Below are 14,544 nucleotides of genomic sequence, written 5' to 3'. Positions count from 1 at the left end.
ATGTCTCATACCATCAACCTGACGCTGGACGGCCTGAGCTGCGGCCACTGCGTCAAACGCGTTAAAGAAAGCCTTGAGCAGCGCGCCGACGTCGAGAGCGCGGAAGTCACTATCGATAGCGCGTCCGTTACCGGCAGCGCCGGCGCCGACGCGCTGATCGACACCATCAAGCAAGCCGGCTACGGGGCGGAGTTAAGCCACCCAAAGGCTGAACCGCTGACAGAAGAGTCAACACTCCCGTCGGAAGCACTGACAGCGGTCCCCCCTTCGCTTCCGGCAGCCGGCGACCATGACGACAGCCAGCAGCTGTTGATCAACGGCATGAGCTGCGCCAGCTGCGTCTCCCGCGTGCAAACTGCTTTGCAGAACGTGCCGGGAGTCGCGCAGGCACGGGTTAACCTCGCGGAGCGCAGCGCCCTGGTGATGGGGTCTGCCTCCGCCGGGGCTTTAATCAAAGCGGTCGAAAACGCCGGCTACGGCGCCGAAGCGATTAAAGATGATATGAAACGCCGCGAGCGCCAGCAGGAAACGGCGAACGCCGCCGCAAAACGCTTCCGCTGGCAGGCCGTTCTGGCGCTGGCGCTGGGCATCCCGGTAATGATCTGGGGCATGCTCGGCGACAATATGATGCTCACCGCCGATAACCGCTCGCTGTGGATGACCATCGGCGTGCTTACCCTTGGCGTGATGGCGATCGCCGGCGGCCATTTCTACCGCAGCGCCTGGCGCAGCCTGCTCAACCGCTCCGCCACCATGGATACGCTGGTGGCTTTAGGCACGGGCGCCGCCTGGCTGTATTCGATGACCGTCAACCTCTGGCCGCAGCACTTCCCGATGGAGGCGCGCCATCTTTACTATGAAGCCAGCGCGATGATTATCGGCCTGATTAACCTCGGGCATATGCTGGAGCAGCGTGCCCGCCAGCGCTCCTCAAAAGCGCTGGAACGCCTGCTGGACTTAACGCCGCCGACGGCGCGCGTTGTCACCGACGAAGGCGAAAAAACCCTTCCGCTGGCGGAAGTCGCCGCGGGCATGACGCTACGACTAACTACCGGCGACCGTGTGCCGGTGGACGGCGAAATTAGTCAGGGCGAAGCCTGGTTTGACGAAGCGATGCTGACCGGCGAGCCGGTTCCGCAGCAAAAAGCGAACGGCGACGCCATTCACGCGGGTATCGTTGTGCAGGATGGCAGCGTGTTATTCCGCGCCACGGCGACCGGCAGCCATACAACGCTGTCCCGCATTATCCGCATGGTTCGCCAGGCGCAGAGCAGCAAGCCGGAAATCGGCCAGCTGGCCGATAAAATCTCCGCCGTCTTTGTGCCGGTTGTGGTGCTGATTGCCCTGTTCAGCGCGGCGGTCTGGTACTTTGTCGGCCCCGCTCCCCAGATTGTCTACACGCTGGTGATCGCCACCACCGTGCTGATTATCGCCTGCCCTTGCGCGCTGGGCCTGGCGACCCCGATGTCGATCATTTCAGGGGTAGGACGCGCCGCTGAGTTTGGCGTACTGGTGCGGGACGCGGATGCCCTGCAGCGCGCCAGCACTCTCGACACGCTGGTATTTGATAAAACCGGGACGCTGACGGAAGGGAAACCGCAGGTTGTGGCGGTAATAACGCACGGCGGGATGCAGGAAAGCGACGCCGTAAGGTTAGCCGCGGCGCTTGAACAGGGCTCCGGCCATCCGCTCGCCCGCGCGATTGTGGACAAAGCGGGCGCCGACAAACTGCCGGAGGTTAACGGCTTCCGCACCCTGCGCGGCCTTGGCGTAAGCGGTGAGGCGCAGGGGCATAGCCTGCTGCTCGGCAATAAGGCGCTGTTCGACGAGCGGCGGATTGATACGCAGCCGCTGGCGGAGGAGATTGAAGCGCAGGCAAGCCGGGGGGCAACGCCGGTGCTGCTTGCCGTCGACGGCCGGCTGGCCGCCCTCTTCGCCGTTCGCGATCCGCTACGGGCCGACAGCGTGCGCGCCCTGCAACGCTTACACCGCAACGGCTACCGCCTGGTGATGCTGACCGGCGATAACCCGATAACCGCGAACGCCATCGCCAAAGAGGCGGGCATCGACGAGGTGATCGCCGGGGTGCTGCCGGACGGCAAGGCCGAGGCGATAAAAAACCTGCAGCGGCAGGGACGCCAGGTGGCGATGGTCGGCGACGGCATTAACGATGCCCCGGCGCTGGCCCAGGCCGAAGTGGGCATCGCCATGGGCGGAGGCAGCGACGTCGCCATTGAAACCGCGGCCATTACGCTGATGCGCCATAGCCTGATGGGCGTGGCGGATGCGCTGGCCGTGTCAAAAGCCACGCTCAGAAACATGCAGCAGAATCTGGCGGGCGCCTTTATCTATAACTCGCTGGGTATCCCCATCGCCGCCGGCGTGCTTTATCCGCTTACCGGCACGCTGCTTAATCCGGTCGTTGCCGGCGCGGCAATGGCGCTGTCTTCCATTACCGTGGTGAGCAACGCCAACCGCCTGCTGCGCTTTAAGCCGAAGGACTAACGACGGAAGCGCAGCGCTTGCCTGGCCTGCCGTTTTGCGGCCAGGCAAGCGCCATCCGCCGCAACATCTTCTGCGGACGGGTAAATTTGCACCTTCCCCCTTGCGGCGTTAGCATGACTTTTTAGCCAGGGATTTTGCTATGGGTCTGCTATCGCGTATCAGCTCGCTGTTATCAAGCGTTTTTACCACCACCTATCCCTGGCCCGCCCTCGACGTTGAGCTCCCCGGCAACCGCCATCTCCATCTGGTGGGCAGCATCCATATGGGCACGCGCGATATGGCTCCCCTGTCACAGCGCCTGCTCAATAAGCTGCGCGATGCGGATGCGCTGATTGTCGAGGCCGACGTTTCCGCAGGCGGCTCCCCTTTTGCCCAAATTGCCGATGACATCCCCCTCGAACAGCGGCTGTCTGCCGAAGACTGGCAGCGGGTGGCTTCGCTCACGCAAGAGCTGGGGATCTCGTTTAGCAGCATTGACAGCCAGCCGGCGTGGCAAATCGCGCTGCTGCTGCAGGCGCATCAGGCTCAGCGCCTGGGCCTGCGCGCCGACTACGGCATCGATTTTCAGCTGCTGGAAGCGGCGAAGGCCCTGGCCGTGCCGGTGATTGAACTGGAAGGCGCGCAAAGCCAGATTGATATGCTCACCCGGCTGCCCGAGGGCGGGATGCCGCTGCTGACCGACACCCTGACCCACTGGCATACCAACGCCCGGCTGCTGCAAATGATGATCGGCTGGTGGCTGGAGACGCCGCCGCAGCAGGGAAATATTTCCCTGCCGAATACTTTCGGCGATGAGCTATACGATGTGCTTATACACCAGCGCAACCGCCAGTGGCAGGATTTTTTGCAGCAGCTTCCCGCCGGCCGCTACGTGGTCGCCGTGGGCGCGCTGCATTTGTACGGGGAAGGAAACTTGCCTGGCCTGTTGAAAAAAGGATAAAAAAATGGCCAATATCGCTATTGGCCCGTCAAAGAGGAATTAAGTTTATTATTGTTGTTATTTCGATCGATTAACGACCGAAGCCGGAATTGTCGCTCAATGCGACGATTAACGCTATCACTATTAAGCTGCATTATAGTATCTATAAAACATATCACCTGAATGACAATGCCATGCGTTTTTGAGAAAAATTTAGCAGGAAGGATGAAATGACCCCCGCCATCAAGCTCCTCGAAAAGAATAAAGTTCCGTTTCAGCTTCACGCTTACGATCACGACCCTAATGAAACCAACTTCGGCGAAGAGGTGGTTCGCAAACTCGGGCTCGACGCCGCGCAGGTTTATAAAACGTTGCTGGTGGCGATGAACGGCGACATGAAGCACCTGGCGGTGGCCGTTACTCCCGTTTCCGGGCAGTTAGATTTGAAGAAGGTGGCGAAAGCGCTGGGCGCTAAAAAGGTGGATATGGCGGACCCAATGGTTGCGCAACGCGTGACGGGCTATCTGGTCGGCGGCATCAGCCCGCTTGGGCAAAAGAAACGCCTGCCGACGGTGATTGACGCGCCGGCGCAGACGTTTGGCAGCATTTATATCTCCGGCGGCAGGCGCGGTCTGGATATCGAACTGGCGGCGAGCGACCTGGCAAAGCTTCTTGATGCCAGCTTTGCCGATATCGCCCGCCGGGATTAATCGTCGTATCGGTGGATAGCGCTGGCGCTTACCGCCCTACGAATTTGTAGGGCGGGTAAACAACGAGCCATCCGCCAGACCGGCTTACTGCCAGCTCACCTCGCCTTTCGGTTCGTAGGCGCTCACATCCAGCGGCGAGTTCTGTTCGATGTACTGCTTAAGCACTTCCGCATCCACAAAGCCGGTGTTCACATAGCCCGGTTTTTTATCGATCGCCGGATAGCCGTCGCCGCCGGTGGCGTTAAAGCTTAGCGTCGCCATGCGGTAGGTTTTCGCCGGGTCGATCGGCTCGCCTTTGATTTTCAGATCCTGCAGGCCTTTTGCCGAAGCGACAAAGCTTACATTGGCGAACTGCGGGTAGGCGCCTGAATCCGGCGTTTTCTTCGCCACTTCCGTCAGGTAATCCGTCACCTCTTTGCCGGACATATCGACATAGGTCAGGGTATTGCCGAACGGCTGCACCTTGAGCACCTCTTTATAAGTGATGTCGCCCGCCTCGATGGAGTCACGAATGCCGCCGCCGCTCATTACCGCAAAATCTGCGCTGGCGCGCGCTATTTGCGCCGCAAGAATGACGCGCGCGAGGTTCGTCTGCACAAAGCGAACCTTGCTGCGATCGCCTTCCAGATGCCCGTTCACCTGGCCCACCTTCACCCTGAGCTGCGCCTGGCCTTTGTTCTGGAAAGGCGTCAGCAGCGCAAGCATCCGCTGGTTTTCAGCAATCTGCGGGGTGTAAAGCACGCGCTCGCTGTCGCCGTTGTCGTAGGTGATTTTCTTCTTCAGGTTGATGGGGATAAGCTGGTAACGCACCAGCTTCATCTCGCCGTTGCGGAATTCAAAATCCGCGCGGCCGACGTATTTGCCCCACTCATGCGCCTGCACAATCCAGGTGCCGTTTTGCTTATCCGGCGCGCAAGGCGTTCCCGGCACGTAGTCCACCTGCTTTTTGTTTTCGGATGCCATGCACACCGGGTTTTGTGAGTGACCGCCCACAATCATTGTCAGCGCCCCTGCGGGCAGGCTACGCGCCATTTCAACGTCGCCCGGCGCGTTGGAGCCGTGCTCGCCGTTGTCATAGTGGCCCATGTGGGTGGCGGCGATAATCACGTCCGGCTGTTCCGTGCTTTGCAGCTCCTGTATCACCAGCTTCGCTTCGTCGGCAGGCTTGCGGAATTCGATGTCGGTAAAGAATTCGGGGTTGCCGATTTTGGCGGTGTCGTCCGTGGTCAGGCCGATAACCGCAATTTTAACGCCCTGCGGTTTGAAGATGGCCCAGGGTTTAAATAACCGCTCGCCGGTGCTCTTTTGATAAATATTGGCCGACAGCAGCGGGAATTTGGCCCACTTTTCCTGCTGGCGCAGCACCGAGAGGGGATTATCAAACTCGTGGTTGCCGACGGCCATCGCATCGTAACCAATCAGATTCATGCCGCGGAAGTCGGGTTCCGCATCCTGCAGATCGGATTCAGGTACGCCGGTGTTGATATCGCCGCCCGACAGCAGAAGCACGCTGCCGCCCTTTTGCGCCACCTCTTTGCGCACGCTGTCCACCAGCGTTTTTTGCGCCGCCAGGCCGTATTCGCCGTATTCGTTGCGCCAGAAATGACCGTGATGGTCGTTGGTATGCAAAATAGTGATGTTGTAGGTTTTATCTTTTTCCCACGCCAGCGCAGAGATGCTCGTCAAACTCAACGCTACTGCCAGGGCCGAAGCCAGCCCTTTAATTGCGAACCGCATTGAAAATCTCCATGTTCTTAATCCTGATACGCACCAATAACAGAATGTTAGCATTCCGGACAAATAAGTTTTGTTAATTGCGACTTTCCTCAACTCTCGCCGCCGGGTATGTTAGCAGAGTAACAATAACCCACGGATACGCCTGCAATCCGTTACCGCTATCCGTTTCAAAAATAATAATCAGCTTCTCAACAGGTATTTATGGCAACCTCCGAACACACCCTCGCCCCGCCGGAAGCGAAAAAGGCGCGCACCTCCTTTGGAATTTTAGGGGCCATCAGCCTCTCGCATTTGCTTAACGATATGATTCAGTCGCTGATTCTGGCGCTCTATCCGCTGCTGCAGGCTGAGTTTTCCTTAAGCTTTGTGCAAATCGGTTTGATAACGCTGACCTTCCAGCTGACCTCGTCGCTCTTCCAGCCGGTGGTGGGCTATCTGACCGATAAACGGCCGATGCCGTGGTCGCTGCCGATGGGCATGTGCTTTACGCTGTGCGGATTAATTCTGCTGGCGCTGGCGGGCAGCTTCGGGATGGTTCTGCTGGCCGCCGCGCTGGTGGGAACCGGGTCGTCAATCTTCCATCCAGAATCCTCGCGCGTTGCGCGTATGGCTTCCGGCGGGCGTCACGGGCTTGCGCAGTCTATCTTCCAGGTGGGCGGCAACTTCGGCAGCTCGCTCGGGCCGCTGCTGGCCGCGCTGATCATCGCCCCTTACGGCAAAGGCAACGTGGCCTGGTTCGTGCTGGCGGCGCTGTTGGCTATCGTGGTGCTGCTGCAGGTCAGCCGCTGGTACGCCGCGCAGCATCGCATGGCGAAAGGTAAAGCGCAGAGCGCGGTGGTGAGTCATCTGCCGCGTAATAAGGTGATTCTGGCCGTTTCCGTGCTGCTGGTGCTTATCTTCTCGAAATATTTCTATATGGCAAGCATCAGCAGCTATTACACCTTCTACCTGATGCATAAATTCGGCCTGTCGGTGCAAAACGCCCAGTTCCACCTGTTCGCCTTCCTGTTTGCCGTCGCGGCGGGGACGGTGATCGGCGGGCCAGTAGGGGATAAAATCGGCCGTAAATACGTGATTTGGGGCTCCATCCTCGGCGTAGCGCCGTTTACGCTGCTTTTACCCTATGCATCCCTGTACTGGACGGGGATTTTAACCGTCATCATCGGCTTTATTCTCGCCTCGGCGTTCTCGGCGATTCTGGTGTATGCCCAGGAGCTGATGCCGGGCCGTATCGGTATGGTTTCCGGACTGTTTTTCGGCTTCGCCTTTGGTATGGGCGGGCTTGGCGCGGCGGTCCTCGGCCTGGTCGCCGATCGTACAAGCATCGAGTTGGTCTACAAAATATGCGCCTTCCTGCCGCTACTGGGTATTTTGACCATATTCCTGCCCGATAATCGGCATAAGTCGTAGTTTTACCCGGCCAAAGCCTTGCTTTGGCCGTTCTCCATCCCCACATACCTTCGTATCCCCCGGACTATAAGTGGCTGAAACGCTGCTTAGCCTGTTTTTTTTGTCGAAATGCGCTTTTTATTATTAATTCAATAATTATTCATCCACGCCGATAAAGATAATGTCATAAACTAATACAGTGACTTTTGGCCTGACCGCCCAAAACTGGACCTCACTGCTAACGAAAGGAGACGGAATGCATCACGCCACACCGCTTATCACCACCATTGTTGGTGGTCTCGTGCTCGCTTTTTTATTCGGCATGCTTGCCAATAAGCTGCGGATATCGCCGCTGGTGGGATATTTGTTGGCAGGGGTGCTTGCAGGTCCATTTACGCCAGGCTTTGTCGCGGATACTAAACTCGCGCCGGAGCTGGCGGAGCTGGGCGTTATCCTGCTGATGTTCGGCGTGGGGCTTCACTTCTCCTTAAAGGATCTGATGGCGGTAAAGACTATCGCCATCCCCGGAGCGATCGCGCAGATAGCCGTAGCGACGTTACTGGGCATGGCGCTTTCCGCAATGATGGGCTGGTCAATCATGACCGGCGTCGTCTTTGGTCTGTGTCTTTCCACGGCCAGTACCGTGGTGCTGCTGCGCGCCCTTGAGGAGCGGCAGCTTATCGACAGCCAGCGGGGGCAAATCGCCATCGGCTGGCTGATAGTCGAAGATCTGGTGATGGTGTTAACGCTGGTGCTGCTGCCGGCGGTGGCGGGCATGCTGGAAAAGGGCAACGTGGGCCTCGCCTCGCTGTCCCTTGATATGGCCTTCACCATCGGTAAGGTGATAGCCTTTATCGCCATTATGCTGGTGGTGGGCCGCCGTCTGGTGCCGTGGATTCTGGCGCGCAGCGCGGCTACCGGCTCGCGGGAGCTGTTCACGCTTTCGGTGCTGGCGCTGGCGCTGGGCATCGCCTTTGGCGCGGTTGAACTCTTTGACGTTTCCTTTGCGCTCGGCGCGTTCTTCGCCGGCATGGTGCTGAACGAGTCAGAGCTAAGCCACCGGGCGGCGCACGATACGCTGCCGCTGCGCGACGCCTTCGCCGTGCTGTTCTTTGTGTCCGTCGGCATGCTCTTTGACCCGATGGTGCTTATCGATGAGCCGCTGGCGGTGCTGTGCACGCTGGCCATTATCGTCTTCGGTAAATCCCTCGCCGCCTTCGGCCTGGTTCGCCTGTTCGGCCACTCGCAGCGCACGGCGCTGACCATCGCCACCAGCCTCGCGCAAATCGGCGAATTTGCCTTTATCCTCGCAGGGCTCGGCATGGCGCTGAACCTGCTGCCGCAAAACGGCCAGAATCTGGTGCTGGCGGGGGCAATCCTGTCGATTATGCTTAACCCCGTGCTGTTCGCCCTGCTGGAGCGTTATCTCGCTAAAACGGAAACCCTTGAAGAGCAGACGCTGGAAGAGGCCATCGAGGATGAAAAACAGATCCCCGTCGATATCTGCAACCACGCGCTGCTGGTCGGTTTTGGCCGCGTGGGCAGCCTGCTGGGCGAAAAGCTGATGGCCCAGGGGATCCCGCTGGTGGTGGTGGAAACCTCCCGCAGCCGGGTGGATGAGCTGCGCGAGCGCGGCATCCGCGCCGTGCTGGGCAACGCCGCCAACGAGGAAATCATGAACCTGGCGCACCTTGACTGCGCCCGCTGGCTGCTGCTGACCATTCCTAACGGCTATGAGGCCGGCGAAGTGGTGGCGGCCGCCCGCGCAAAACATCCGGACCTCGAAATTATCGCCCGCGCGCATTATGACGATGAGGTGGCCTACATTACCGAACGAGGCGCCAACCAGGTGGTGATGGGCGAAAGGGAGATTGCCAATACGATGATGGGGCTGCTGGACAAGCCTTTACCGCAGGAAACGGTGACGGGGTAAAGGGTTAATAGCGGACGGGTTATGTCTGATGAGGCGTGTCGGATGGCGCAGGCGCTTATCCGACCTGCTTTAGCTGGAAAATGGTAGGGTGGATAAACGCCTGCGCCATCCACCTTCCCGTCAAAACCTCAACGATCCCAGTAAGACTCTTCCAGGCTGTCCTCGCGCTCCGGCAAACCGCGCGTCAGGCGCGGGGAGTGCTGGTTCAATACCTGATAGCTCACGCGATTCGCATACTTACACACCTGCGCCAGCGACGAATACGTCAGCCAGGTGAACTGGTGCTTGCTGGAGTTCGGCACGTTGGAGCGATGATAGTTATTCGCCGTAATGTCATGCAGCAGCGCGGCCAGCGCGCCGTCGCCGGCGCCGTTGGTATTCATGATTTTTTCCGGGCCGCCCATATAAGGCGCGATGTGCGAGAAGATACGCCGCGGCTGCTGGCAATCTTTATGGCGCATCGCGCGGCTGAATTCGTACTGGTTAAATTCAGCTATCGCCCCCGGCAGCAGCGGATGCTGGGTGGTGCGCTTCGCCGACTCTTCCGTAAAGCCCGCCATGTACAATCCCACCGGCCCGGCGGTACAAAGCACTAAATCCACCCAGTCCAGCGCCTTGTCAGAGGCGAGCAGCGGATCGCTTTCGCCGGTCAGCGCTTCCCCTTCCTCTTCGTTCATCGCCAGAATCGAGACGTGCTCTTTGAGAAACGCCTGCCACCACTGGGGATTTTCGGCGATCACGTATTTCGTGCCCAGCGTCAGCACCACCGGGACGTTATGCTTTTTGGCGTAGCTAATCGCCTGCATGGTGGCGTCCGGCATGGGTTCGCCGGGCTTGCAGCGCACGAGATAGGAGGTCAGCACCAGCGCGGAAGCCCCGGCGATCACCTCTTCAGGAATGCTGTCCGCGCGCAGCTGGTTCATATGCCCCGGGCTGATGGCGAAGGTACGTTCGCCCTGCTCGCCGATAAGCGTAAAGCAGCGGCCGATCGCCCCGTCAACGCCCTGCAGGTAGTTCAGGTCGGTACGGCTGGAGGTATTGCACAGATAGCGATAGGCATAGCTGCCGATTTCGATATTGCTGCACATCACCCCCAGCAGCACCGAACGATCGTCCGCCAGCACGGAGTAGTTGTGCATGGTGTTGCCGATGGTGCCGCCGGCAAACTGATGGGCGATCAGATTTTTTTCCACCAGCTCCCGATACAGCGCTTCCGCCACGTCGTCGTCAATGACCAGGGAATGCCCGAAGCTTAACCCGTAACGCTGCACAAACTCGTCGTCGACTTTGGCTTCGATATCGACCAGCGTCTGATCGATGCCAACAATCCAGGAAGTGCCGGTTTCGCTTTCAGGCTGAACCTGCTGCAACAAAGGGTCGCGGGCGCTTACGGGAAAATAATGTTTGGATTTGCGTTTACCGGGAAATTTCATGATGTCATTGGGAGTGGCTAATCAGGCCGCAAATGGTAGCACATTCACGGCCGGCGGCGCGATTAGCGATAGCGGTCGATAAGATTCGCCATCATGGCGATATGGGCCGGGTCGTCATTGAGCGCGGGAATGTATTCGTACTTAGCGCCGCCCGCCTCCATAAAGACCTCGCGGTTTTGCACCGCCATTTCCTCAAGCGTTTCCAGGCAGTCCGCCGAGAAGCCCGGGCACATCACCTGAATATGCTTAACGCCCTTTTCGGCCAGCATTTTCAGCGTCTCATCCGTATAGGGCATCAGCCACGGCTCGCGGCCGAAGCGCGACTGGTAGGTCATCATCACTTTTTCCGGCGGCAGCTCCAGCGCGGACAGCAGCTCGCGCGTGGTGTCGCGGCAGCGCTGGGGATAATCGTCGCCTTCGTTAGCGTAACGCTGGGGAATGCCGTGGTAGGAAAGCAGTAAAATATCCGGCTCGCCGTGCTCGGCAAACGAACGTTTTACCGAAGCCGCCAGCGCGTTGATATAAGCAGCCTCTTCCGCGTAATCACGAATCAGCGTAACCGAAGGCATGGTGCGGGAGCGGGCGAAAATACGCCCCAGCTCGTCCCAGACGGCGGCCACCGTCGAGCAGGAAAACTGCGGATAAAGCGGCAGCACCACGATATGCGTGACGTTGTGCGACAAAAGCTCATCCACCGCGCTTTTCAACGAAGGGCTGCCGTAGCTCATTCCGAGAACGACGGGCACGTCCGGCAGCCGTGCGGCCAGCGCCTGCTGCTGACGGCGGCTGAAGACCATCAGCGGCGAGCCCTCTTCCATCCATACGGACTGGTAAAGCTTCGCCACCCGTGGAGCGCGCAGCGGCAGGATCACGCCGCGCAGCAGCGGCCACCAGAGCAGGCGCGGCGTGTCCACCACGCGTTTATCGCTCAGAAACTGGCGCAGATAGCGTTTTACCGCCGCCGGAGTCGGTGCATCAGGCGTCCCAAGGTTTGCCAGTAAAACGCCTATTTTTTCCTGACCCATCACTCCTCCTTATCAACAAATTGCGATAAGTGTAACGTAAAAGCCCGGCGGAAAAACCGATAACAGCGAAAGGGAAAGATTCGGGCAAAAAAATACCAGGGCATGCCCTGGTATTTTCTCCGGCTTTGATTTAGCCGAGGATTTTCGCCAGCTCCGCGCTGACTTCGGCCACCTTGCGGGTGCCGTCAATTTTCACGTATTTGGTGTTACCGGCCTGCGCTTCTTTGCTGTAGTAGTTAATCAGCGGAGCCGTCATCTGATGGTATTCCACCAGGCGCTTGCGTACGGTTTCTTCCTGATCGTCTTTACGGGTAGTCAGCTCTTCGCCGGTTACGTCGTCTTTGCCTTCCACTTTCGGTGGGTTAAAGGTGACGTGATAAACGCGGCCGGACGGCGCGTGCACGCGACGACCCACGATACGTTCAACGATCAGTTCGTCCGGTACAGCGAATTCCAGCACCACGTCCACGTTGATGCCCGCTTCTTTCATGGCGTCAGCCTGCGGAATGGTGCGCGGGAAGCCGTCAAGCAGGAAACCTTTACGGCAGTCTTCCTGAGTAATACGCTCTTTCACCAGCGCGATAACCAGCTCGTCGGTCACCAGTTTTCCGGCATCCATGATGTCTTTGGCTTGTTTACCCAGCTCTGAGCCAGATTTCACCGCGGCACGTAACATATCACCGGTGGAGATTTGCGGAATACCGTATTTCTCCATGATGAACTGAGCCTGAGTCCCTTTACCTGCGCCCGGAGCGCCGAGCAGAATGATACGCATTGCGTAATTCCCCATACGTTTGGATTTTGTGTACTTGGATCTGAGGCAATGACCTTATCATTAAAGGCGTATTCACCTCAAGGAAGCCAGGCGGTGCCGGAGAAGAGAAAAGCAAGAAGGTGGATGGCGTTAAACGCTTGTCCACCTTCTTGCTTCGGCAATCAGCGGGCGGACAGGCTATTGCGCCATCCGCCAGAGGGGTCAGGAAACCAGCAGCTGGTTCATACGACGGATGAACTGGTTCGGATCTTCCAGCGTGCCGCGTTCCGCCAGCAGCGCCTGATCGAGCAGCAGCTCAACCCACTCGCCAAACTGCGCTTCGTCCTGGGTGTCCGCCGCGCGTTTCACCAGCCCGTGCTCCGGGTTCAGCTCGAAGATGTACTTCACTTCCGGCACGGCCTGGCCCGCGGCGGCAAACAGCTTCGCCATCTGGGTGCTCATGTCGTTGCTGTCGGTGGTGACGATCGCCGGCGTATCGGTCAGGCGGTGCGTCAGACGGACTTCTTTCACGCGGTCGCCCAAGAGGGTTTTCACGCGGTCCACAAACGGCTCAAGCGCTTTTTCAGCTTCTTTCGCTTCTGCAGTTTCTTCGTCAGCCAGCTTTTCCAGGGATTCGTCGGTTTTGCTTACGGACTGGAAGGCTTTACCGTCGAACTCGGTCAGGTAGCTCATCATCCATTCGTCGATGCGGTCGGAAAGCAGCAGCACTTCGATGCCTTTCTTACGCAGCAGCTCCAGATGCGGGCTGCTCTTCGCCGCCGCGTAGCTGTCGGCGGTGATGTAATAAATCTTCTCCTGGCCTTCTTTCATGCGGGAGACATACTCTTCCAGCGACACGGTTTGCGCCGAGGAATCGGTATGGGTGGTCGCAAAGCGCAGCAGCTTAGCAATGGCTTCCTGGTTGGCGTGGTCTTCCGCCGGGCCCTCTTTCAGCACCAGGCCGAAGTTTTTCCAGAAGGTCTGGTATTTTTCGCTGTCGTCTTTCGCCAGCTTATCGAGCATCTGCAGAACGCGTTTGGTCAGCGCGCTGCGCAGGTTTTGCGTGACGCGGCTGTCCTGCAGGATTTCACGGGAAACGTTCAGCGGCAGATCGTTGGAATCTATCAGGCCCGCGCACGAAGCGCAGGTAGTTCGGCATAAACTGCTCGGCGTCGTCCATGATGAACACGCGCTGCACGTACAGCTTCAGGCCGTGCTTGTGATCGCGGTTCCACATGTCCCACGGCGCCTGGGAAGGGATATACAGCAGGCTGGTGTACTCCTGCTTGCCTTCCACGCGGTTGTGGCTCCAGGCCAGCGGGTCGGTGAAGTCATGGGCGATGTGCTTGTAGAACTCGTTGTACTCTTCGTCTTTGACTTCAGACTTGCTGCGGGTCCACAGGGCCTGGGCCTTGTTGATTTTTTCCCAGCCGACGATGGTTTCGCCATCTTTCTCTTCGCGGGTTTCGATTTCAACCGGCAGCGCGATGTGGTCGGAGTATTTGCCGATGATGGAGCGCACGCGCCAGTCGTCGAGGAACTCGTCTTCGCCTTCGCGCAGGTGCAGGGTGATTTCGGTGCCGCGATCGGCTTTGGTGATATCCGCTACGGTATATTCGCCCGCGCCTTCGGATTCCCAGAACACGCCTTCGTCAGCGGATGCGCCGGCCGCGCGGGTACGCACGGTGACTTTGTCAGCCACGATAAACGCGGAGTAGAAGCCCACGCCGAACTGGCCGATAAGCTGGCTGTCTTTCGCCTGGTCGGAGCCCATGGATTCAAGGAAGGCTTTGGTGCCGGATTTTGCAATGGTTCCCAGGTGATCGATAACCTCTTCACGGGTCATACCAATGCCGTTATCGGCGAGGGTCAGGGTGCGTTTTTCTTTATCAAAAGAGACGCGCACGCGCAGTTCGCCGTCACCCTCGTAGAGATCGGCCTGGGAAAGCGCGCGGAAACGCAGTTTGTCTGCCGCATCAGAGGCGTTGGAGATCAGCTCACGCAGGAAAATTTCTTTATTTGAATAGAGAGAATGGATCATCAGGTGCAGAAGCTGTTTCACTTCAGACTGGAAGCCACGGGTCTCTTGTCCTTTCATGGTCATTGATACCTCAACAAAATCAAAATACAGGGGTGATG

Annotated in this window: 9 protein-coding genes and 1 pseudogene; 5 read left to right on the top strand and 5 right to left on the bottom strand. The window is 58.6% G+C overall.

From position 1 onward, the window contains the following. From copA to ybaK, 3 genes are all read left to right on the top strand, one after another. Entirely contained in the window at positions 1 to 2,505 is a 2,505-nt protein-coding gene (gene copA / locus WLO32_RS05220; RefSeq protein ID WP_435947437.1) for a copper-exporting P-type ATPase CopA, read from the top strand. A 139-nt stretch (positions 2,506 to 2,644) separates the two neighbouring features. Continuing rightward, positions 2,645 to 3,445, top strand: coding sequence for a TraB/GumN family protein (locus WLO32_RS05215; protein ID WP_435947436.1), 801 nt, complete (start codon positions 2,645 to 2,647; stop codon positions 3,443 to 3,445). A 209-nt stretch (positions 3,446 to 3,654) separates the two neighbouring features. Further along, positions 3,655 to 4,134, top strand: coding sequence for a Cys-tRNA(Pro)/Cys-tRNA(Cys) deacylase YbaK (gene ybaK, locus WLO32_RS05210; protein ID WP_435947435.1), 480 nt, complete (start codon positions 3,655 to 3,657; stop codon positions 4,132 to 4,134). Between the two features lie 84 nt (positions 4,135 to 4,218). Here ybaK and ushA read toward each other — a convergent pair whose 3' ends face one another. Further along, positions 4,219 to 5,871, bottom strand: a complete 1,653-nt coding sequence (gene ushA / locus WLO32_RS05205) for a bifunctional UDP-sugar hydrolase/5'-nucleotidase UshA (RefSeq protein WP_435947433.1) — start codon at positions 5,869 to 5,871, stop codon at positions 4,219 to 4,221. Positions 5,872 to 6,072: 201 nt separating this feature from the next. Here ushA and WLO32_RS05200 point away from each other — a divergent pair, with 201 nt between their 5' ends. Together WLO32_RS05200 and ybaL are read left to right on the top strand one after the other, a co-directional pair. Continuing rightward, positions 6,073 to 7,281: an MFS transporter gene (locus WLO32_RS05200; protein ID WP_435947432.1), complete on the top strand. Its 1,209-nt coding sequence runs from the start codon at positions 6,073 to 6,075 to the stop codon at positions 7,279 to 7,281. A gap of 235 nt (positions 7,282 to 7,516) precedes the next feature. Continuing rightward, positions 7,517 to 9,193, top strand: a complete 1,677-nt coding sequence (ybaL, locus tag WLO32_RS05195; protein WP_435947431.1) for a YbaL family putative K(+) efflux transporter — start codon at positions 7,517 to 7,519, stop codon at positions 9,191 to 9,193. 128 nt (positions 9,194 to 9,321) lie between these two features. Here ybaL and WLO32_RS05190 read toward each other — a convergent pair whose 3' ends face one another. The 4 genes and pseudogenes from WLO32_RS05190 to htpG form a co-directional block, all read right to left on the bottom strand. Further along, the gene (locus tag WLO32_RS05190) at positions 9,322 to 10,626 is read right to left on the bottom strand and encodes an inosine/guanosine kinase (protein ID WP_435947430.1); all 1,305 of its coding nucleotides are present in this window, start codon (positions 10,624 to 10,626) and stop codon (positions 9,322 to 9,324) included. 62 nt (positions 10,627 to 10,688) lie between these two features. Further along, positions 10,689 to 11,651, bottom strand: coding sequence for a ferrochelatase (hemH, locus tag WLO32_RS05185; RefSeq protein ID WP_435947428.1), 963 nt, complete (start codon positions 11,649 to 11,651; stop codon positions 10,689 to 10,691). A 130-nt stretch (positions 11,652 to 11,781) separates the two neighbouring features. Next, positions 11,782 to 12,426 carry an adenylate kinase gene (gene adk / locus WLO32_RS05180; protein WP_435947426.1) on the bottom strand — a complete coding sequence of 215 codons (645 nt, stop codon included), beginning with the start codon at positions 12,424 to 12,426 and terminating at the stop codon, positions 11,782 to 11,784. Positions 12,427 to 12,627: 201 nt separating this feature from the next. Continuing rightward, positions 12,628 to 14,503 (bottom strand): annotated as a pseudogene (gene htpG, locus WLO32_RS05175) (molecular chaperone HtpG). Between the last annotated feature and the right edge of the window lie 41 nt (positions 14,504 to 14,544).

The sequence above is a fragment of the Dryocola mayonis genome, from assembly GCF_051307045.1.
Lineage (GTDB): Bacteria > Pseudomonadota > Gammaproteobacteria > Enterobacterales > Enterobacteriaceae > Dryocola.
The sequence above is the reverse complement of the archived record's forward strand: the minus strand, read 5'-3'. Positions and strand labels throughout refer to the sequence as shown.